The sequence below is a fragment of the Duganella sp. BJB476 genome (assembly GCF_003416895.1).
Taxonomy (GTDB): Bacteria; Pseudomonadota; Gammaproteobacteria; order Burkholderiales; family Burkholderiaceae_D; genus Rugamonas.
In genome coordinates this window covers 61,051-81,778 of the sequence record NZ_QVIO01000002.1, presented here as the reverse complement: position 1 = coordinate 81,778, position 20,728 = coordinate 61,051, and the positions used below count along the sequence as shown (strand labels likewise).

Below are 20,728 nucleotides of genomic sequence, written 5' to 3'. Positions count from 1 at the left end.
CTTCTTCAAAATACTGGACCGTATCATGAGCACTCTGCCACCCTGCCCGAAATGTAATTCCGAATTCACCTATGAAGACGGCGCCCAGCTGGTGTGCCCGGAATGCGCTCACGAGTGGAGCGCCACCGCTGCGGAAGCGGCCGAAGAAGGCGCCAAGGTGTATCGCGACTCCGTCGGTAACATCCTGCAGGACGGCGATACTGTGACCGTGATCAAGGATTTGAAATTGAAGGGCGGCGGCGGCACCGTCAAAGTAGGCACCAAGGTCAAGAATATTCGCTTGGTCGACAGCGACCACGATATCGATTGCAAGATCGACGGCTTCGGCGCCATGAGCCTGAAAACCGAGTTCGTTAAAAAAGTCGTGTAATTACCCCAGCCGCTCCAGCGCAAAGTCGACGAAGCTGCGGACTTTGGCGCTGGGGCGCGCCTCCGGCCGGCGCAGTATGTGCATGGGGCGCGACGGCAGTTCCCACTTCGGCAGCAGCCGTACCAACTTACCCGCCGCCAGCGCGGGTTCCAGCAGCAGGTCCGCCTGCATCGCGACCCCCATGCCCGCGATCGCGGCCGACACCAGCGACGTTCCCGTATTGCTGACGAAGGAGCTGCGCACCGGCACCTCGATCTGTTCCTCGCCCTTGCGGAAGCGCCAGGACGCGTGTGGACGCCAGTCGGAAAACACCAGGCAGTCATGCTTTTCCAGGTCCGATGGATGGCGCGGCGTGCCGCGCCGCTTCAGGTAGTCCGGGCTGGCGGCGACCAGCACGCGGCCAGGCCGCAAAGGCCGCGCGATCAAGCCGCTGTCCACCAGCGCGCCGGAGCGGATGGCGACGTCGACGCCTTCCTCGGCCATGTCGATCACGCGGTTGGTCAGCATCAGGTCAATTTTCACTTGCGGGTATAGCGCGGCGTAGGCGCCGATGACAGGCATCAGCCGGTGTTCGCCATACGTGGCGGGCGCGGAGACGCGCAGGCTGCCTTGCGGCTCCGCGCGCAGATGCTCGGCCACGCGGTCGGCCGCTTCCACGCCGGCCAGCACGTCGCGGCAGCGCTCCAGGTAGACCGCGCCGATTTCGGTCAGCGATTGTTTGCGTGTGGTGCGCTCGATCAGGCGCGCGCCCAGTTCCTGCTCCAGCGCCTGCACGTGTTTGCCGACCATGACCGGGGATATGTCCAGCGTCTGCGCGGCGGCGGCGAAGCTGCGCGCGGTGGCGGCGGCCACGAATACCTGCATGCTGCGGAGTTTATCGCTCATATTCGGAAGTATTGGTTAGGAGTCTATGAAATTCTAGCTCATTTATGCTGCGGATGAATCGAATAATAATGGAGCCTCATTCAACAGCAAGGAGTTCATCATGGCAGCATACGCAATCGGTTATCTGACCTTACGCAACACGGACTGGCTGGAGGAGTACGGCGCGCACATGCCCGCGCTGGCAAAAAAACACGGCGGCAAGCCGCTGGCGAAAGTGGCGCCTGTCGTCATGGAAGGTTCGCCGCTGCTGTCGGAAACGCAGATCATCGTCGAATTCCCGTCGATGGAACATGCGCAGGCCTGGTACGACGATCCGGCCCATGTGCCGCTGAAGAAGCTGCGCGAAGGCGGCGCCGATTTTTCGATGGTTCTGCTGAACGGCCTCTGAACGTTTAGGAGAGGCGCAACCAGGTCAAACGGTGTAGAGTGACGGTTTTGATAATGCCGTTTTCAAGGGACACCGTATGACTATCAAAGTACTGCGCGACCAGTCGCTGCCAATGCGTCACATTGTCCATGTGCGCAACCATATCCTGTCCACGGACGGATCGGTGGAGGAGGGCGGCAACGATGCCGGCCCTTCGCCCCACGACCTTTACGACGCGGCGCTGAGCGCATGCAAGGCGCTGACCGTGGTGTGGTACGCCAAGCGCAAGAACATCCCGCTCGAGCATGTGGAAGTGAGCATGGAGCGCGACGCCAGCGAAGAGCGCCAGGGCACCTACCGCCTGGCCGCCACGCTGCACCTGACCGGCAACCTGACCGAGACCCAGCGCACCGAATTGCTGGCCGCCGCGCAGAAATGCCCGATCCACAAACTGATGACCTCCGTGACCACCGAAGTCACCACCGTGCTGGGATAAGATCATGACGATTTCGAATCTGCTTAAAGGCCACGAGAAAGACCTGGGCGGCGGCTTTGTCGTGCGCCGCTATTTGCCGTCCGCGATCAAGCAGGCGGTGGGCCCGTTCATCTTCTTCGACCATTTCGGTCCGGTCGATGTGCCGCTGGACGCCGACCATGACGTGCGTCCGCATCCGCATATCGGCCTGGCCACCGCGACCTATCTGTTTGAAGGCGCGATGGACCACCGTGACAGCATCGGCAGCGTGCAGCGCATCGAGCCTGGTGCGATCAACTGGATGACATCCGGCCGTGGCATCGTCCACTCCGAACGCACTCCCAAGGATTTGGTCGGCAAGCCGCACCGCACGCACGGCCTGCAACTGTGGGCCGCGCTGCCGGTCGCGCATGAAGAGGATGAGCCGAGCTTCAGCCACACTCCGTCCGACGATATTCCCGAGCTGGATGTCGACGGTGCGCGCGTGCGCGTGCTGGTCGGCTCTGCCTTCGGCCAGACCTCGCCGGTGAAGACCTACAGCCAGACGCTGTATCTGGACGTGACCTTGAAGGCAGGGCATGAGCTGGCGCTGAGCGGCCTGCCGGCGGAAGCGGCGATCTATCCGATCACTGGCGAGCTGCATATCGACGGCGCGCCGCTGGCGCTACACACGATGGCGCTGCTGGATACGACGACGGCGCAGCTGATCAAGGCGGATGCGGACGCGCAGTTCGTGGTGATCGGCGGTGAGCCGCTCGATGGCCACCGCTTCATGTCGTGGAACTTCGTCTCGTCGCGCAAGGAGCGCATCGTCCAGGCCAGCGAGGATTGGGAGGCGCAGCGTTTCGACAAGGTGCCGGGTGAGACCGAGTTCATTCCGCTGCCGGCGAAAAAACCTGCGGCCTGAGTCCGCCCTCTAAGTTTGCTCCTGCCGGTCCAGCGCCGTTATCGCCTGGTGCAGCACGCCGCGCAGGTTCTTGGCGGCGTCCGCATCGATACGGCCCATGTCGAGATAGAGATCGAGGCCGTCGCTATGCTCGCTGAATACCTGTAGCGTGGCGCCGTCGCCGTCGAGCATGCCGTCGATCAGATACGGCACCACTTCGCGAGCGATGCCCTTCATGCTGACCGGCGCCAGCGCGTGGCCGGCGACGATGTCGCGCACCAGCGCATAGGTTTCGTAGCTGACGACGATGCCGCCGGCCGGCGCGATCGATTGCAGCCGCGCCGCCAGGTTGGCTTCCGCGCCGAGGATTGTGTAGTCCATGCGGTCGTTGCTGCCGAAATTGCCCACGTTGCAGAAGCCCGTGTTGACGCCCATGCGCACACGGAACGGCGCCTCCACGCCCAGCATGCGCCACTGGACGTTCAGCTTGGCCAGCGCGTGCTGCATCTCGATGGCCATGCGCAGGCAGTTGCGCGCGTCTTCCGCCGTTCCCTTGCTCTCGGGGTCACCGAAAAACACCAGGATGGCGTCGCCGATGAACTTGTCGATGGTGCCGCCGTGGCGGATGGCGATCACCGACATGGCGGTGAAGTATTCGTTGATCAGTTCTGTCAGCGCCTCGGGCTGGAGCGACTCGGTCAGCTCCGTGAAGTCCTTGATATCCGAGAAGAAGATGGTCAACTTCTTGCGCTGCGTACTGAGCGCCACGTCCATCTCGCCGCTGAAGATGCTCTTGTAGATCTGCGGCGACAGGTAGTGCGAGATTTTGATCGACACTGCGGCCAGGAAGTCGTTGGCGCCGGTCAGGTCGGTGTTCATGCGGCGGATGACGGCGTTCTGGTTCCGTTGCAGCAGGATGAAGCCCAGCCCCGTGGCAGCCGCGAACAGGAAGTAGGCCACGCTGTATTTGAAGGACCACAGGCTGGTGCTGATTTCGTCATGGATCGCCACCTCCTGCAGGCCGCGCACATCGCCGACCTTCCAGTCTTTCTTCATGCTGTCCGGGTGGCTGTTGTGGCACTGCACGCAGGCGGCGCCCATCAGCACCGGCGCCACCAGGCGCACGCGCGTGTCGCCGCCGCCGCTGGTGGCCAGGATGATGGGCGGCTGGTCCGGGTGCGCACGCAGCGCCGCCAGCGCGCTGTTTTCGAATTCGTCGAGCGCGTGCGGCGCGCGGCCACGGAACGGATAGTCCGACACGAAGCGGTAGCTGACGTTGGACTGGCGGTCGGCGATGACGCGGCCCAGTTCCAGCGACAGCGTGGCCGGGATCGGAATCGCGCCCGGTACCGTCTCATAGTTGTGGATGACTTGCGTGTCCTTGCCATGGTTGCCGAGGACCCGGCCGACCACTGCGCTGGCGTAGTAGCCGCGGATGCTGGCGATCATGGAGTTCAGGTCGACCGCCTGGGCTTGCAGGCGCGCGGCGGCGATGTTCTGCATGTCGAGCCAGACCGCCAGCGGCAGGCCGGCCAGCAGCAATAGCAGCACCGCCAGGGAGATGCGCTCCCAACGACGGCTGTGGAGGGAGCTAGGCAGGGGCACTGGAGCCTGTGGGCCGCGTGTTACGCGGTCGACATGGCGTTGGCGGCCACGGTGCTATACAGATCGGTGGCGCCGGTGCGGATGATCCAGTGTTCCGGATACGGGTCGCTGGCGAAGCGGTTGTGGCGTGCGATGCGGCTCAGTTTATCGAGCGGCACGGTTGGCGCCAGCGCGGTTTCCTTGCCGGTCAGCTGGTCCAGGTGCCAGAAGCCGCCGTCGCGGTGCAGCAGCAGCGGCAGCGCGGCCGCATGCGGCGCGGCGGCAAACGCCTTGACCGGATAGCCCGGATGCGTTTCCGGCATCAGCAGGTAGAAGCATTCGGCATTGGCGCCCTGGTCGATGCGGTGCAGGATCACGCCGTGCGGCATGATGGCCGACACCGACAGCACCACGATGCCCTTGATACTCGCGCTTAGTTCGATGCGCATGCCCAGGCGCAGCGCGGTCGGCTTGTGCTTGCCCGGCCAGACGCCGTCCAGCAGCAGGCCGTAGCGCGACACGTCTTCAATTTCAAAGCCCTGGCCCGAGCGGCGTATCACCGCGTGGCGGCCGGACAGGCGGCGCGTGAGGCCGTTGGTGTCCTGGCCGTCGGCGCCATAGTGGGTCAGCAGCAGGTGCGATTCCGGATCGACCAGTTCAAAGCGTCCCAGCACGCATTCTTCCATCGCGAACAGGCGGATCTGGCGCTGCGCGCCGGCTTCCGGCGCGGCGTTGACCAGGCAGGCCGCGCGGCTTGGGTGCGGATGCATGGCGGCGGCCAGCGGCATGTCGATCTCGATCAGGTCCTCGTCCCAGGCGATGGTCGTGAAGCCCAGGTCGACCTTGCCGGCCGGTGCGTTCAGGTCCAGGTGGGCGATGCCGGCGTTGCGCGCGGTGACATCGATATCGAGGCTGTCGCCGCCCTGCGCGCTGACGCGGGCGATGGAGGCGTCGTCCGCCATCACGCGCACGTTCTTGTGCGTGCTGAGGAAGATGCGGTGGATTTCGGTCAGCGTGGCGTCCAGGCGCGGCACCAGGATGACGAAGGTGCACACCCATTTGCGCGAGGCCATCTCGGCGTGTTGGCTCAGCAGCTCGATGCTGATCTGGTACTGGCCGTGCTCCTTGCCGCGCGAGGAGAACTCGACAAACACGGGCCGCCATTCGCCGCTGGTGGCGCGCACGAATTGCTGGCGCGCGGCGCCGTTGGGGATCAGGTCGGACTGCACTTGCAGCGTCAGTTGCGGCGCGCAGGCTTCCGGCATGCCGCGCAATTCCATCTTCAGGGTCTGGCGGCCGCCGGCGGCGCGCGGGTCGAAGCCGCTGATGTGCAGCTGCGGGCGCTCGGACTGGGCGCGTTGCAGGGGGCGGGCGTAGGTGGCGGGTGCGTGGGCGGCGGTAGAGGCAGGGGCGGCATCCAGCATCGTGCCGGGGGCGCCGGAACGGGGGCTGCGCACGGCACTCAGCAGGTCAAAGCTGGAGGGCTCTGCTTGGGCGTGGCCGCCTTCGCAAGCTTGCGCTCCTGGCATGACCCAGTAGGTGCAATGCGGGTGCTGGGCATTACTGCATTTTTTCATGGTGAACCGACCGATGGGATACCCGTCAGTTTATGCGGTTTACACTCTGTTTGGCAATCGATGTGGCGATCTCGGGGCCATTCAACCCGGCGGCGCAACACCTGCGCCGCCAGTTGTCAAAAATGCGACGGTATTGATGCGTGCGGCAGTGCCGTTTCGTCAACGTTTTCGCTGTGCGCGGGATCGCGGGCCGGCGCGAAGCGCAGCACGATGGCGCTCAGGTTGTCGATGTGGAGCTCGGGCGGCGGGTGGTCGGCGTAGTCGTTGAACAGGGCGTCGAGCGCGGCGCCGGCCGAGTGGCCCGGCTGGGCCAGCAACGCCGGCCAGCGCGCGGTCCATTGCAGCGGCCGGCCGCAGGACCAGAAGCCGTCGGTGGCTAGCAGATAGGTAGCGTCCGCGCGCACGGTCAGCAGGCGGCGGTCGGCCAGTTGGTGCAGGAAGGGCGGCAGGTTGGCCGCGCTCAGCGCCAGCAGGCCGTCGTCCAGCACCTGCGGATTGGTGAAGGCGTTGCCGAGGATGTAGGCCTGCGCGATTTGCGCTCGGTGTTCGCCGTGCACCTGCTGCCACCATTCGCGCTCGCCCAGCAGGCCGTGCATGGCGAACGAGGTGGCGGGCACGTGGTCCACCGTCAGCGGCCGGGCGCCCTGGGCGGTGATTTCGTAGAGGCGCGAATCGCCGACGTGATACAGCATCGGCGCGGCGCCGGGCGGCATCTCGAGCAGCGTCAGCGTGGTGCCGGGACGGCGGAAGCTGTCGTCGTCGCCCTCGCTGCGGAACTGTTGCTGCAAGCGGGCGTGCAGGGCGTCGAGGCGGGCGCCGAGTTCTTCTTGCGTGGCGCAGGCCGGGATCAACAGCAGGCCGGTGGCCACGGCTTCGGCGGCTTCGCGGCCGTTGCCATGGCCGCCCATGCCATCCAATACCGCCAGCCGCACGTGGCCGCGCGGCCAGTCGGGCAGCGTGACGCCATGTGGGGATTGGTCGCGCAGGAAGACGGCGTGACCGGTGGCGTCGATGATGAGCAGGTTGTCCTGGTTCTCCGGCACTTGCAGTTTGCTGATGCTGGCGCTGCTGCGGGCGGCGATGTCCAGGCCGGGGCCGAAGTCCTGCATGTCGGTGATTCGTGTCATCGGGGCGGGCGCCGTGGCGCGGGAGGCGAAAGGCCACAGCTTAGCCGAAAAAATGCTGGCGTGGGATGGCGTGCCTGAACGTTCGGGCCTCATTCGCCGCTCCGGCGCAGCCACAGGCTGTTGACCCAGCCGGTGTTCTCATGTCCGGCGACGCTGGCCTTGATCTGCCACCAGTCGCCGTTGCGCGCACCGGTCGGCGTGACGGTGGCGCCGGCTGGCACGGTGACCAGGCGCGCCGAGTGCACGCCGGCTGCCGTGCGCAGGTTCAGGTCGCGGTGGACGGCGAACGACTGGCCTGCTATCAGAGCCGACGCCGACGCCGACGACGCCCGCGCCATCGATGCTGGCGCCGCGCGGGCGGCAGCCTCCCGTGCCGCCACTGCCGCCGTGAGCGTACGCGCTTCCGCGTTGCGGTCCGTCGTCGAGTCGATGGCGACGTCGTTCTCTGTCTGGCGGCCGTGCACCGCGTACAGTATCAGGCTGCCGAAGCCCCACGCGCCGACCACCATGATGAGCAGCGCGCGCGCGTTCGGACGGCGCCACCACTGGCGCGGGGTCAGGTAGGCGGCCAGGAACAGCGTGATCACCAGCCCCGCCGCGAAGGCGCCGGCAGCGTAGAGTTTGGCCGTTTCCATGCAATCTCCTTGTGGTCTCAGGCGTCAAAGCGCAGCACATAATGGCCCGCCACCAGGTGATGACCGCTGGGCAGCAGGTAGGGCGTGCCGGTATCGGCGTCGCCGATGCTGGCGACGAATTCCAGCTTGTCATCCAGGTGGTACAAGGCCTGCGAGGCGCTGAGGCGGCCGATCTTGTAGCCCTGCGCCGTCGCCTCGAAGCTGAAGGCATCGCGCGACAGGCCGATGCGGTCGGCGCTGGCGGTGTTGGCGCCGTTGGCGCGCTTGAGGAAGCGCGGCGAATCGAGCAGGCGCAGCGCCGCCAGCATCGGCGAGTTGCGGCCGAAGCTGAAACGCGCGCCGCTCGCCACCGAAGCGCCGACCGGCTGCGCGAGGCAGATCATGGCGCGGTAACGGTCCGCCATCTGCGGCGCGGCCGCCAGCACGCGGATCGCCTGCGTATCGACAGGCGTGAAAGTGGCCGGCGCGGTGATGCGCTGACGTCCTTCGGCGGTGCAGGCGTACAGCTCATCGGCGGCATCGACCACGAAGCTGATGGCAGCCGGCCCGTCGCCTGACAAGGCCAGCGCGCGGTTGAACGGCAGCTCCATCGCTTGCGCGCCAGTGTCGCGGTAGCGGCTCAGGCGCGGCATGGCCAGCGCCACCAGGCTGACGCGCTGCTGCGAGATCGGCGCGTAGGTGGCGTCGCTTTCGCCGGCGTTGTTGGCCGGTTTGTGGCTGACAGGGATCGCCGTCATCTCGGGTGCGGCGCCGCCGTTGGCGCGGCTTTGCCATACCGCCGGCTTGCTGGCGACAGTGGCCGCCACCGGGTTGATGCTGATGGCGTCGACGGCCGCACTGGCCTGGGGACGCGGCGCGGCGGCGCCGGTGCGGCCGATCTTGAGCATCAGGCGCGGGCTGCCGCCCGGCGCTTCGCGCAGGGATTTGATGGTGTAGTAGCCGCTGCGCGGATCGAAGCTACATTCGAAAGCGTCCTTGGGCCGCATCTGCACGACGGGCGGCGCATCCGGGCCGTCGTTGATGATGAGGATCGCGCCATCCGGGCCGAACGGCCAGCCGCTGGCGATGAAGCTCGCTTCGCCGCCTTCGCCACCGATCAGCGCCAGGCGCTGGTTGGGGTAGATCGGACAGACGGGGTGCCAGATCGCGCTGTCGCGCGAGACGCTGACGTTGTAGAGGATCTTCTCGTCCGCCGCCGGCAGGTACACGGCGTGGCCGAACTTGACCTCGATCTCGCCCGGCGCCAGCTGCGATGTGCCGATCACGTCGTAGCGCACCTGATCGCCGCCCAGCAGGTCGCCGAAGTCTTTCTGGTGCAGCGCCGTCAGCGTCTGCGCCAGGTCGCGCGCGCGGGCGCCACGGGTCAGGTGGTAGTCGTCGTCGACTTCTTCTTGCGGCAGCATCAGCGTCACGTGGGAGAAGCAGCGCGTGGCGGCGCGGCCTTTGTGCTCGCGCGGGCTGCGTTCCAGCAGGTCGCGCAGCAGTGGGCGGCGCGAGAACAGCGCCAGGCCGGGCGCCTGCCAGATCGCTTCGGCGTTGAAGACGTCGGGGATGCGGCCCAGGACTTCGTGTTGTACGTAGATCGGCATGATTCATTCTCCTTCTAAAGATTGCGCGCTGATGGCACTAAACGCTAGCAGGGGGCAAAGGAAAAACAGCAGGTGGCTGCCGCCGGCCGAGAGAAAGCTCATGGGCTGGCCCATGATGGGGAAGATCGCCAGGTTGGTGCCCCAGGACAGCAGGAAGTGGCCCAGCACGAAGGCGCCGCCGCCGCACAGCATGAAGTAGCGGAAGCGGCCGGACCAGGCGTTTCGGAAATCGCGCGCCATGGCGCCGGCCTGGTAGGCGCGGGCTGCGGTGAAGGCGATACCGGCCAGGAAAGCGGCTTGCGCCACCCACAGCAGCAGGCCGCCGACCAGGCCATGGCGATTGAGGAAGAAGGACGCGGCGAAATCGTCCTGCACGGCGGGGATCTGCACTGCGCCGCCAGCCGCCATGCCGAGCGAGCGCAGGCCGAGCCAGTGGTCGGCGCCCAGCCAGCCGCCGTCGCTGATAGCGCGCGCACCCAGCAGCAGCTGTTGTCCGGTGTGCGGGTGTTCGGCGGGATTGAGCCAGACCAGGAAGCGGTCGGCGTAGAAGCCCCAGCGTATCAGGTCGTCCGTGCCGACGCAGCGCAGGTAGACGATGGCGCCGGCGGCCGTCAGCGTCAACGCGATCAGTCCACTGGCCAGCTTGCGGTTGCGCGCGGCCAGCGCGTAGGCAAAGGCCATGACGGTGCTCCAGACGAGCAGCAGGATTAGCGGCGAGAAGTCGTCGACCTGCACCAGCGAGAGGCCCAGCAGCGCCAGGAACAGCAGCGCGGGCGCGATCAGCTGCAGCCAGCGGGCGCCGTGCTCGGACAGCTTGTGTGGACCGGCGTGCCAGTTGAAGCGCAGCGCCAGGCAGTGTGCGGTGAGGGCGGTGAGGGCGAGTTTTGCCAGTTCCACCGGTTGCAGATCGAAGACGCCTTGCTCGTCGCCCCACAACACTTGGGCGGCCAGCGCGGCCAGCGCCACGGCGGCGAACAGGGCGAGCAGCCATTCGATGCTGCGCTGCTGCATATGGGCGTCGCGCGCGGCCTGGCGTTGCGCCCACAGGCGCAGCAGGCCGCCAAGGCCGGCGCCTATCGCCAGCATGGCGGCGCTTTTCTGGTAGTAGCGCAGCCAGGAGGATTCAGGTGCGCCCAGGCCCAGCTCCAGCTGCGACAACAGGCCGACGGCCAGCAGCACCACGCCGGCTGCGGTCAGCAGCGTGAGGCGGCCGGGCAGCGCGAGCCACAGCAGCAGCGCGCCGGCGGCCAGCAGCATCGAAGTGGCGGCGCTTGGCGCGTAGCCCGCGCGCTGGGCGATCAATGCGACAACGCCGCAGATCAGCACACCGCCCGTGGCCAGCAGCATGGCGATGCCTTGAGCGCGGTCGTGCCGGCGCGCGGCCAGTGCGACGCTCGCCGCCATGCAAGCCAGGCTGGCGGCGAGGCCGGCCCAGATGGCATGCGATTGGCCGACATCCCACAGCGCGCGCTGCTGCCATTGCCACGTGACGTGTTCCGGCAGTTTCAGGTCCGGCGCGTTGAACAGGCTGACGTGGCGGCTGGGGTGCAGCGTGAGCTGGCCGCCGTCGGTGTTCAGCTGGAAGCGCGTATGGCCGACCACTATCGCTTTCACGCCATTCAGCGACGCTTCCTGCTTGCGCAAGTCGGTCTGCACGCCGGCGCTGTGGACCAGCACCGCCGCACGGTCGCCGTCGGGACTGCCGGCCGAGAGCTGGAGCCCGCCGTTGCCGCGCGCGATTTGCGCCGCGCCGGGAGTTACTTGCGCCAGTCCGAGGCGGTTGTCGCAATACAGATTGCCGCCGAAGGACAGCGGACGCGAAATCGTCAGCACTCCCGGCATGGCGCGGTTCCACAGCGACAGCAGTTTGGAAGCTACATGCGATTCAGGGCAATTGGCTTGCTGATGACCGTCGCGATACAGCACCGCGCCATCGTAGCGCCATTCGTGGCCGTCGCGGGCGAAGGTGACGCTGCCGGCATCTGCGCCACGCACGTCGAACAGCGCGCCATCGATCTGGAAGCTCTGGCCGGCAAGCAGCGGAGTGCTGCCCATGCGTTGCTCGCTGCCTTCGCGCAGCAGTATCACTTGCCGGGTTGCGCTGAGGTTGCGCAGCTTCCAGCCATCCTGCGTGTCTCGCTGCAGGGATAAATGGTTGCGGTCCGACTGCGGCGCAGCCAATTCATGCTGGCCCAGCGCGATGGTTTCGCCTGGCGCCAGCTTGACCGTGATGGCGGCCGGCAGCCATGCGGCCGGCGCGCGCAGCAAGGCCAGCGCCTGCATGCTGCACAGGGCCGCCAGCATGGCGAGCGTGAGGACCATGCCGGTATGCCGCCCCGCAGCGCGCGCGGTGGATGTCCGGGTGGCCGGCGGGGCGGTGAAAGTACGACGCAGCGAGATAGCCATCATGCCCCCTGAATGTGGTGCCAGTGGTTGTCGGCGGTGGGACGACTCATGCCGTGGACGGGATCTGCGGGGTCGAACATGCCGCGTTGCGGCTTGACGCCCTGGATGGCGTGCAGCATGCGGCTGATCTGGATCGCGTGGCGCGGACGCTGTGCCGGATCGAGATGCAGCAGCGCCCGCAGCAGCTCCAGTGCCGCATCGCGCACCGGCGCGGGTATCGCAGCGGCGAAGCGCGCCTCTTCCTCGGCGTGCAGCGCCGCCGGAATCGCGCCGCCGTTCAAGCTGCGCAGCAGGTCGGCGCCCCTGGTGTGGTGCTCGCGATAGGCCTGCCCGCAATCGCTGCAAAAGCGCAGCGGCAGGCCGCCGGTGACCAGGAAGTAGAACATCGCGCCCAGCGAAAAATAGTCGCTGCGCGGGCCGGTGGCGTAGCCGCCGCCGTCGGCCGGGAAAAACTGTTCCGGCGCCTGCCAATTGGCGGTGCCGGCATACGAGTGAACTTGCAGGCTGCGCAATTGGCGGTTGGTGCCGAAATCGGCCAGCTTGACGGTGCCCAGGTCCCGGTCCAGCAGCACGTTGGCCGGTTTCAGGTCCAGGTAACGCCAGCCGTATTGGTGCACCTTGGCCAGTGCCTGATTGATCTGGCCTATCCAGTTGAGTATCCGTGGCAGCGGGACGGCTTCGCCACGGCCCTTCAGCGCGATCATGTGCTTGCCCAGGTCCGTCGCCATCAGTTCCAGCGCCAGCACCGGCAGGCCTTCGTGCCAGCCGCTGTCGAGCAGGCGTACGATGTGGCGCTCGTCCCACGGCTCCAGCGATTGCAGGAAGCCGATTTCATTGTTCGCGCTGGCGATCCAGCGGTCGCGCTGGGCGGGCAGGGCGCGCGCCATCTGCTCGCGGTTGATCAACTTGATGGCGACATCGCGCGTGGCCGGCGGCCCGTTGGCGCGCCAGATGATGCCGTAGGCCGATCCGCCGATCTGCTCGCGCAGCCGGTAGTGGCCCAGTTCCAAAGCGATGATTGCGTCTGTAGTCGTCATGATTCCCCCTCGGCCCGCGCCGTTACGCAGGGTTAGCTGGGGGAAGACGAAAAAAAACCGCCAGCACTGAGCGCGATCTTGAGCGCGTTCAGGCTGGCGGCCTTGATGCTAGCGGGGAGCTTAACGGTCCCAGCGATCGCGATAGTGGTGGTGATGTTCCCAGCGCTCTTCGCGATATTCGCGGTAGTAAGGGCGGGCCGGCTCAACGTACACCACGCGTGGAGGCGGAGCGTAGTAGCGTGGCGCTGGCTCATAGTAGACAGGAGCCGGCTCGTAGTAGACCGGTGCCGGCTGCGTGTAGACACGCGTCTCGACGTAGCGGCCACCGCGACCGCCACCGTAGTAGCGGTCATTGGTGTTGATGCTGTTGCCCACCGCCGCGCCAACCAGGCCGCCGACGATGGCGCCATCGCGGCCGCCGGCATTGTGGCCAATGGCGGCGCCTACCACAGCACCGGCTACCGTGTTGAAATCACGGTCGCCTGCGTAGGCCGACGACGATACTGCTGCTGCGGCCAGTAACGCTACACCCATAAATTTTTTGCTCAACATGGTATTTCCCCTTGCTGTGGCCCGGATCGGAATGATACGTCGGCCAGTGACTCCACTATATAGCCTGGAAGGGAATACACCACGTCTTATACACATGCTTACAAACTGGCCAATCCGGTAATGGCTTGTAACATTTAGCCCCGGAGAGCCTCCCATTCGGGGCGCAGCAGGCTGAAAACCTGCACATCCTGGTAGCGGCCATTGATGAAAAAGCTCTGGCGCAGCGTGCCTTCGGCGCTGAAGCCGCATTTTTGCGCCACGCGGATCGAGGCCACGTTCTCCGGCGCGGTCAGCAGCTCCAGGCGGTGGAACTGGTGGACCTTGAACAGGTAATCGACCAGCATTCGGCATGCCTCGGTCACGTAACCGCGTCCGGCCAGCTTGGGGTCGAACAGGCGGTAGCCGATTTCGCGCGTGACCGGCGTGCGGCTTTTGAAATGCGTGATGACGCCGACGATGTGGTGCAGGCTGTCCTCGATGACAAACAGCTCGCTGTCGTCGCTGACGAAACCGTTTTGCACGAACTCCTTGCGCATCGTCTCCGGCGACTTGAAGTGGGCGGAGAAGTGGTCGCCGCGCGACGGCAGGTCGTTGACCAGCGCGATGAAGGTGTTCAGGTCGGCGGTCAGCAGGTGGCGCACGGTGCAGAGTGAACCCTTGAGCATAGGCGCTTTCTTCGCATGGTTGAAGGTTCATGGTAGTGCAACGGCCATAACAAATCAACATTGATGACAAGAGCTCCACGATAGGTTATCGTTTAGATCGTTCTTGCAACTCACACCCACATCCATAGGAAACGCATGAAATCCGTCTTCAAGTCCCCGTTGTCCCTGACCGTCCTTGCCAGCTGCTTGTTGAGCGTTGGCGCCATTGCCGCTCCAGCCAACGATCCGGCCACGCTGGCCCAGATCCGCGATAGCGCGATGAAGAGCGACTGGGCCTACGAGCGCCTGGCCGATCTGACCGACCTGATTGGACCGCGCCTGTCCGGATCCGCGGGCGCCGCGGCGTCGGTGGAGCAGGTGGCGGCCGCCATGCGCAAGCTGGGCGCGAAGGTCACGCTGCAACCGGTCAAGGTGCCGCATTGGGTGCGCGGCGTGGAGACGGCGGAATTGGTCGACTACAACGGCCGTCCGGCCGGCATCACGCAAAAAGTCGTGCTGACGGCGCTGGGCGGTTCGGGCGCCACGCCCGCCGCCGGCCTGACCGCGCCGGTGCTGGTGGTGCGCAGCCTGGAGGAATTGAAGGCCAAGGCGGCCCAGGTAAAGGGCAGCATCGTGCTGATGGACGTGCCGTTCGACCAGGAACTGGCCGATCGCGGCCACGCCGGCGCGGCCTACGGCCCGGGCGCGGGCTTCCGCTATGTCGGTCCGAAAATGGCGGCGGAGCTGGGCGCGGCGGCGGCGCTGGTGCGCTCGGTCGGCGGCGCCAACTTCCGCATTCCGCATACCGGCGTGACCGGCCTGGTCGACGGCGCGCGCATTCCCGCCGCCGCCATCACCACCGAGGACGTGCTGTTGCTGGATCGCCTGCTGGCGCGCGGCCCGGTCAAGATGCACCTGACGCTGACCCCGCAAAACCTGCCCGACGCCGACAGCTTCAACGTCATCGCCGACTGGCCGGGCAGCGACAAGGCCGATGAAGTGGTGGTCGTCTCCGGCCACCTCGATTCGTGGGACCTGGCCACCGGCGCCAACGACGACGGCACCGGCGTAGCCGGCGCGATGGGCGTGATCGAGACGCTGAAGAAGCTGGACCTGCACCCGCGCCGCACCATCCGCGTGATCGCGTGGATGAACGAGGAAAACGGCACCCGTGGCGGCAAGGCTTACTTCGACGCGAACAAGGACAAACTGGATAAACAGTTTGCCGCCATCGAGTCGGATAGTGGCGGTGGCCGTCCGTTCGGCTTCATCGGCAGCGTGACCGCGCCGATGGTGAAGTACTTCGCGCCGCTGAAGGATGCGTTGGCGCCGATCGGCGCCGGCCAGTTCGAGCGCCGCGACATCGCCGGCGCGGCCGACACCGGCCCGATGGAGCGCGCCGGCGTGCCGGTGTTCGAGCCGATGGTCGATTCGTCGGCCTACTTCAACTACCACCACACGCCGGCCGACACGCTGGACAAGGTCAGCCCGCTGGAGTTGAAGCGCCATGTGGCGGTGATGACCTCGCTGAGCTGGTTCCTGGCGAATATGGAGCAGCCGATCGGCCGCACCGCGCACCAGGACAGCGAGGACTGATCAGGCAGGCGCGCAGCGCATCCGTGCGCGGCGCGCCCGGCGCTTCGTGATAGTCTGTTTGCTTATCGAGGAGAGCGTCATGGACAAGATTCACTACAAGGGCTGGGAGATCGTGCCGACCGCGTTGCCGACCACCGACCGCCGCTGGACCGCCAGCTGCGACATCGAGCGCGCCGGCGCGGACGGGGTGGAAGTGTTCGAAGGCGCCACCATGCAGTTCATGCGCGACACCGAGGACGAAGCCATCGCCGCCGCCTGCGACGAGGCGATCCGCCAGATCGACAACATCATCGCCAATCCGTTGGTGCGGCTGGCCTGAGCCGGTGTTCAAGGTTGCAGAAGAATCTTGGCGGCCAAGCCAAGCATAAATAGTGCAATGGTGACCTGAGTACCGATGATCCAGCGGGTCACGATGCGGAATTCTGACCGGAGTTCCTTGATCTGTTCGCTTTGTTCCTGAAAGCGTCGATTTACTTCTGTGAATCGCAGGTCTATGTATTGCCGTAAGTCGGCTATCTGATTTCCTTGCGTATCCAGTTTCCCGGATATGGCCTCAAGTTTTGCGATGCGCTCTTCCATAGGTATTGGACCTGTTGGGTTTGGATTTGGTTCCATTCTGGAGTCTGATTGCCGCCATCTGGCGAATTTGCTAGTATGCAAGTCAGATGAAATTACGCCGCTACCCAGAACAAATCGCCCTGTTGCCGTATATCGGTAAATGGACCGCCATCGCTGGCCTGATCGCGCTGCTGAGCGGCACCGCTTCGGCCTTCTTCCTGTTCGCGCTGGACCGCGCCACCGCCTGGCGCGAAGCGCACGTCTGGATCATCTGGCTGTTGCCGCTGGCCGGCTTCGCGGTCGGCTGGGTGTACCTCAAACTGGGCAGCAGCGTCGAAGCGGGTAACAACCTGCTGATCGACGAAATCCACGATCCCAAGAAGGTCGTCCCGCTGCGTATGGCGCCGCTGGTGTTGATCGGCACCGTGATCTCGCATTTGTTCGGCGCCTCGGTCGGCCGCGAAGGCACGGCCGTGCAGATGGGCGGCACGCTGGCCGACCAGCTCACCCACGTGTTCCGCCTGCGCCACGCGGAACGCCGCATCCTGCTCATGGCCGGCATCAGCGCCGGTTTCGCTTCCGTGTTCGGCACACCGCTGGCCGGCGCCATCTTCGGACTGGAAGTGCTGGCCATCGGCCGCCTGCGCTACGACGCCATCTTCCCCTGCATGGTGGCCGCCATCGTCGCCGACCAGGTGGGCACGGCCTGGGGCGTGCATCACACCCACTACGCGATGAGCGGTGTGGTGGCGATCGGCTTCTGGAGCATGGCCGCCGTGCTGGTGGCCGGCATCGTATTCGGCTTGACCGGCATGTTGTTCGCCAAATCCACGCACGCCGCATCGGCCTTCATGAAGCGCCATGTGGCGTATGGGCCGCTGCGTCCCCTGATCGGCGGCGCGCTGGTGGCGCTGGCGGTGTGGGTGGTTGGCACGCGCTACATCGGCTTGGGCATTCCGGTGATGGTCGAAGCGTTCCAGCAGCCGCTGGCGCCTTGGGATTTCTTCGGCAAGTTCGCGTTCACGGTGGCTTCGTTGGGTAGCGGATTCAAAGGCGGCGAAGTCACGCCGCTGTTCTACATCGGCGCGACGCTGGGCAACGCGCTGGCGCCGCTGCTGCATCTGCCGTTCGCCATGCTGGCCGGGATAGGTTTCGTCGCGGTGTTCGCGGGCGCGGCCAACACCCCGCTGGCGTCGACCATCATGGCGATCGAATTATTCGGTCCGCAGATCGGGCCTTATGCGGCGTTGGCATGCGTGGTGGCGTATCTGTTCTCCGGCCACACCGGCATCTACCGCGCGCAAAAGGTCGGCACCCTCAAGCACCGCCTGCCGCCGGTGGCGCGCGATCGCGAACCACCAGCCTAGATCCTGCCTACTGCGGCTGGTCCTGTGCCAGGTCGATAGGCGCGACGGCCGGCGCCGGATGCCAGTTCTCTTTCGGGATCACGTGCGGCGTGGCCGGCTCCTGAGTGAAGTGCGGCGACGTGATCGCCACGCCGTATTCATTGAACACGTCCATGATCTGCTGGTGCAGTTGATTCAGGACGTCGGCGCGGCGGCGCGGCGTTTCCACTGTCGCGTAGGCCACCAGCCGGTACTCCGGATAAAAATCCGATAGCCCGATCTGCATCACGTAGGGCTTGGGCGTGGCGGCGATGTCCTCTATCCTGGCGGCCGCCAGTTCCAGCATCGCGTGCACCTGGCGCCATGGCGTGTCGTAGCCGATGGTGACGGTGGTGTCGAGCACAAAGCCGGTGCCGGCGTGCGCGCGCGAATAGTTCTTGGTGGTGTTGGACAGCACCCAGGCGTTGGGCATGGTGATCTCTTCACCCAGGCCGGTGCGCAGGCGCGTTTCGAACATGCCCAGTTCGACCACCGTGCCTTCCGACTCGCCGATGCGCACGTATTCGCCTTTGCGCAGTGAGCGCGCGTACATCAGGATCAAGCCGCTGGCGCCTTGGCCGACGATGCTGGAAGCGCCGATCGACACCATCAAACCCACCAGCACCGACACGCCCTGGAACGCCGCCGTGTGCGCGCCGGGTAGGTAAGGGTAGGCCATCGCCAGCGCGAACAGCCAGATCACCACGTTCAGGATGCGGCGCGTGGGCGTGGCGGTGTCGCGATCGAGCCAGGCCATTTGCAGCTCGCCGCTTTCCACGCGCTGGAACACCGAGCCTGCGGTCAGCATCACCAGTCGCGCGATGGCGGCGATGACGGCCACCAGCACCAGGCCAGGCAGCGCTTCGATGATGCCTTGGGCGACGCTGGTGGCGACGTCGATCAGATAGTCCTGCAGGCGCTCGCCCCAGCTGCGCGAGTAGGGGATTTTACCCATCACGAAGGCCAGCCACAGATAGGTCGCCATCAAGCGCAGGCCCCAGATCAGCAGGTTGACCAGTTGGCGCATGAAAGCCACATAGTGCTCGGCGTCGAGGATGCGCACGTTCTTGAGTTTGACCTGGCCGAGGCGGCGGCTGATGGCCTGGGTCGAACGCTTGCCCACCCAGCGGTGCATCAGCCGCAAGCCGTGCAGTATCAGGGCGTATGCAAGCGTCGCTGCAGCGCACAGGGCCGCTGCGATGAGCAGGTAGCGCGGGCTGGCTTGTTCGCGGCGTTCCAGCAGGGCCTTGCCGAGGGTTGCCGCGCTTTCGCTGGCGACGCTGTCGGTGGTGTCGCCGGCCAGCGGGTTGATGTCGGCCGGCGTGACCAGGAACAGCAGGGCGCCGTCCAGCATCACCTGCGTGCCTTCGGCGATCGGGCGGGTGCCGGGCTGCTGGGCGCCATTGCGGGCCAGCGCGGCGTCCAGGCGCTTGCGCGCGCCGTCGGCGCGTTCCTCCGGCGGGTAGCCGGTCAGCACGGAGCGGAAGACGAAGATGGTGCGGTTGGCGAAGACCAGTTTGGCCGGGGCTGGCGCTGTGGCCGGGGTGCCTGGTTGCGGGGCGGGGAGGATGTCGGCGGCGGTTGCGAAGCAGTGGAGCATCAGCAGCAGCGTCGCAACGAGCAGGCGGCGTAAAACGGTCATGGCTATCCTTGGGACGTAGATATTAGCAATGATGCCATGTTATCGGATCTGACAGTTGCCGGTATGGCAGTTATGCCCGGTTCGTGGCATAATCACGGGCTCTGTCGCTCCGATGGTGAAATTGGTAGACACTGGAGACTTAAAATCTCCCGCCGCAGGGCGTGCCGGTTCGATTCCGGCTCGGAGCACCATCATAAACACAGGGCTACACGGTTAGCGCCTGCTCACATTGCCGACTGGCCAGTTCCGCAAACGGCCCACAGTTCCGCAAAAATACACCAGTCGGCCGGTTGCTCAAGCGCTATTTTGTCGGCTTGACGAGCTTACCGCGTCTGTTGCGCACGTAGTGCGCGGTCATCGTCGTGGTGGTATGGCCGAGCTGGTCTTGCGCTGCGATCATGCCGGAGCGCTCCTCCTTGTCCGTCGCCGCCTTGGCCCGTAGATCGCGGAACTGGAAGGCGCGAATAGCCTCTGCCAGCTCAGGTCGGGCCGTCGCTGCAGCTTCACGGGCCCGGTCAAATGCCCCGCGCAGCATGAATTCTGTCATCCGCTCACCTTTCTCATTGCAAACCAAGGCGAGGCCGGTCACCTTCCTGCGATTGATGCGTTCGACAACGGCCGCCAGTTGCCCCTCGACTGAGACGCGCAACCGCTTCCCCGTTTTGTTCTGCACCACGGTCAGCTGATCATCCTTCAAGTCAGTTCGGTCGAACTTCAGCACGTCGGCCTTTCTTTGAGCTGAGAGGTAGGCGATATCCATCGCATCTTGCAAGCCCTGGTCAGCAACCCACCACACCGCGTCGTAGACTGCGTCATCGGTGTAGGCGTCGCGCCCCAGCTCGCGGAAGCCACGAATGCCGGCGCACGGGTTGGGCAGGGTGGTCAGGCCGGCGTTGCGCGCATAGTTCCAGATGTGTGAAAACAGCGCCTTCTCGCGGTTGGCCGGCACCTGCCCTTCCTTGCCAGTGACCTCCACTTCCGCGCGCCCCAAGCGCAAACGTTCGGCATTGTCCGCCGCCTTCTGCTCGATCGACGATTTCCAGCGCCAGTCTAGATATTGCCTGACGTTCACCGGCTCGATTTCGTTGAGTTCTACCGGCGGCTCCCCGAAGAACTTTAGCAGGTTGGCCAGCTCGCCCAGATTCTTGCGCTGCGTGCCGGGTGCCTTCGTCGGCAGCACGTCGCGCATGTATTTGTCGGCCACGTGCTTGAACGTGATTCGCGCGCCGGCCGGCGCTGTCATCGACGTCCGGCGCGCCCATTCCTGCACGGCGAGCACGTAATCCTTCCCGAGCGGAACTTCGACTCGCGGCCGGCCACCGGTGTCCATGTAGTAGTGGACACCGCTCGGCCGGCGGCGCGCGCGCATGCCTTTCGGCAGTTGTTTATTGGTGGTCGGGCTGCGGCCCATTT

20 protein-coding genes and 1 tRNA gene are annotated in these 20,728 nt (G+C 65.7%); 8 read left to right on the top strand and 13 right to left on the bottom strand.

The annotated features are described in order from the left end of the window. Window positions 1-25: 25 nt before the first annotated feature. Entirely contained in the window at window positions 26-370 is a 345-nt protein-coding gene (locus D0T21_RS09820; protein ID WP_116990011.1) for a zinc ribbon domain-containing protein YjdM, read from the top strand. Here D0T21_RS09820 and D0T21_RS09815 read toward each other — a convergent pair whose 3' ends face one another. Beyond that, window positions 371-1,255: a LysR substrate-binding domain-containing protein gene (locus D0T21_RS09815; RefSeq protein ID WP_116990012.1), complete on the bottom strand. Its 885-nt coding sequence runs from the start codon at window positions 1,253-1,255 to the stop codon at window positions 371-373. 100 nt (window positions 1,256-1,355) lie between these two features. Here D0T21_RS09815 and D0T21_RS09810 point away from each other — a divergent pair, with 100 nt between their 5' ends. The 3 genes from D0T21_RS09810 (at window position 1,356) to D0T21_RS09800 (ending at window position 3,004) form a co-directional block, all read left to right on the top strand. Further along, on the top strand, window positions 1,356-1,643 hold the full coding sequence (locus D0T21_RS09810) for a DUF1330 domain-containing protein (protein ID WP_116990013.1): 288 nt from the start codon (window positions 1,356-1,358) through the stop codon (window positions 1,641-1,643). A gap of 76 nt (window positions 1,644-1,719) precedes the next feature. Then, a complete protein-coding gene (locus tag D0T21_RS09805; protein WP_116990014.1) occupies window positions 1,720-2,118 on the top strand; it encodes an OsmC family protein in 399 nt (132 codons plus the stop codon). A 4-nt stretch (window positions 2,119-2,122) separates the two neighbouring features. Next, complete coding sequence (locus tag D0T21_RS09800; RefSeq protein WP_116990015.1) at window positions 2,123-3,004, top strand: pirin family protein; 882 nt, start codon at window positions 2,123-2,125, stop codon at window positions 3,002-3,004. Between the two features lie 9 nt (window positions 3,005-3,013). Here D0T21_RS09800 and D0T21_RS09795 read toward each other — a convergent pair whose 3' ends face one another. The 9 genes from D0T21_RS09795 to D0T21_RS09755 all read right to left on the bottom strand — a co-directional run bounded on the left by D0T21_RS09795 (window position 3,014) and on the right by D0T21_RS09755 (window position 14,155). Then, window positions 3,014-4,588: an adenylate/guanylate cyclase domain-containing protein gene (locus D0T21_RS09795; protein ID WP_199538458.1), complete on the bottom strand. Its 1,575-nt coding sequence runs from the start codon at window positions 4,586-4,588 to the stop codon at window positions 3,014-3,016. Window positions 4,589-4,608: 20 nt separating this feature from the next. Next, entirely contained in the window at window positions 4,609-6,144 is a 1,536-nt protein-coding gene (locus D0T21_RS09790) for an FHA domain-containing protein (RefSeq protein ID WP_116990016.1), read from the bottom strand. A gap of 116 nt (window positions 6,145-6,260) precedes the next feature. After that, window positions 6,261-7,271, bottom strand: coding sequence for a PP2C family serine/threonine-protein phosphatase (locus D0T21_RS09785; RefSeq protein WP_116990017.1), 1,011 nt, complete (start codon window positions 7,269-7,271; stop codon window positions 6,261-6,263). Window positions 7,272-7,360: 89 nt separating this feature from the next. Then, the gene (locus D0T21_RS09780) at window positions 7,361-7,906 is read right to left on the bottom strand and encodes an SH3 domain-containing protein (RefSeq protein ID WP_116990018.1); all 546 of its coding nucleotides are present in this window, start codon (window positions 7,904-7,906) and stop codon (window positions 7,361-7,363) included. 17 nt (window positions 7,907-7,923) lie between these two features. After that, a complete protein-coding gene (locus D0T21_RS09775) occupies window positions 7,924-9,495 on the bottom strand; it encodes a hypothetical protein (RefSeq protein ID WP_116990019.1) in 1,572 nt (523 codons plus the stop codon). Window positions 9,496-9,498: 3 nt separating this feature from the next. Then, on the bottom strand, window positions 9,499-11,904 hold the full coding sequence (locus D0T21_RS09770; protein ID WP_116990020.1) for an FtsW/RodA/SpoVE family cell cycle protein: 2,406 nt from the start codon (window positions 11,902-11,904) through the stop codon (window positions 9,499-9,501). Beyond that, window positions 11,901-12,938, bottom strand: coding sequence for a protein kinase (locus D0T21_RS09765; RefSeq protein WP_116990021.1), 1,038 nt, complete (start codon window positions 12,936-12,938; stop codon window positions 11,901-11,903). Before D0T21_RS09765 ends, D0T21_RS09770 begins: the two co-directional genes overlap by 4 nt. A 120-nt stretch (window positions 12,939-13,058) precedes the next feature. Further along, window positions 13,059-13,472 carry a glycine zipper 2TM domain-containing protein gene (locus tag D0T21_RS09760; RefSeq protein ID WP_373886668.1) on the bottom strand — a complete coding sequence of 138 codons (414 nt, stop codon included), beginning with the start codon at window positions 13,470-13,472 and terminating at the stop codon, window positions 13,059-13,061. Window positions 13,473-13,624: 152 nt separating this feature from the next. Further along, entirely contained in the window at window positions 13,625-14,155 is a 531-nt protein-coding gene (locus D0T21_RS09755; RefSeq protein WP_116990023.1) for a GNAT family N-acetyltransferase, read from the bottom strand. A 135-nt stretch (window positions 14,156-14,290) separates the two neighbouring features. Here D0T21_RS09755 and D0T21_RS09750 point away from each other — a divergent pair, with 135 nt between their 5' ends. Both D0T21_RS09750 and D0T21_RS09745 read left to right on the top strand, forming a co-directional pair. Then, on the top strand, window positions 14,291-15,730 hold the full coding sequence (locus D0T21_RS09750; RefSeq protein WP_116990024.1) for a M20/M25/M40 family metallo-hydrolase: 1,440 nt from the start codon (window positions 14,291-14,293) through the stop codon (window positions 15,728-15,730). Between the two features lie 79 nt (window positions 15,731-15,809). After that, a complete protein-coding gene (locus D0T21_RS09745; RefSeq protein ID WP_008447763.1) occupies window positions 15,810-16,049 on the top strand; it encodes a DUF6566 family protein in 240 nt (79 codons plus the stop codon). A gap of 8 nt (window positions 16,050-16,057) precedes the next feature. Here D0T21_RS09745 and D0T21_RS09740 read toward each other — a convergent pair whose 3' ends face one another. Further along, entirely contained in the window at window positions 16,058-16,309 is a 252-nt protein-coding gene (locus D0T21_RS09740; protein WP_116990025.1) for a hypothetical protein, read from the bottom strand. Between the two features lie 86 nt (window positions 16,310-16,395). On the opposite strand from D0T21_RS09740, the gene D0T21_RS09735 reads away from it, so the two are divergent. Continuing rightward, complete coding sequence (locus D0T21_RS09735; protein WP_116990026.1) at window positions 16,396-17,655, top strand: voltage-gated chloride channel family protein; 1,260 nt, start codon at window positions 16,396-16,398, stop codon at window positions 17,653-17,655. A gap of 7 nt (window positions 17,656-17,662) precedes the next feature. Here the strand turns inward: D0T21_RS09735 and D0T21_RS09730 are convergent, their stop codons facing one another. Next, complete coding sequence (locus tag D0T21_RS09730; protein ID WP_116990027.1) at window positions 17,663-19,315, bottom strand: mechanosensitive ion channel family protein; 1,653 nt, start codon at window positions 19,313-19,315, stop codon at window positions 17,663-17,665. Between the two features lie 106 nt (window positions 19,316-19,421). On the opposite strand from D0T21_RS09730, the gene D0T21_RS09725 reads away from it, so the two are divergent. Beyond that, window positions 19,422-19,506: transfer RNA gene (locus D0T21_RS09725), tRNA-Leu, on the top strand. Window positions 19,507-19,616: 110 nt separating this feature from the next. Here D0T21_RS09725 and D0T21_RS09720 read toward each other — a convergent pair. Beyond that, complete coding sequence (locus tag D0T21_RS09720; protein ID WP_116994392.1) at window positions 19,617-20,726, bottom strand: tyrosine-type recombinase/integrase; 1,110 nt, start codon at window positions 20,724-20,726, stop codon at window positions 19,617-19,619. Between the last annotated feature and the right edge of the window lie 2 nt (window positions 20,727-20,728).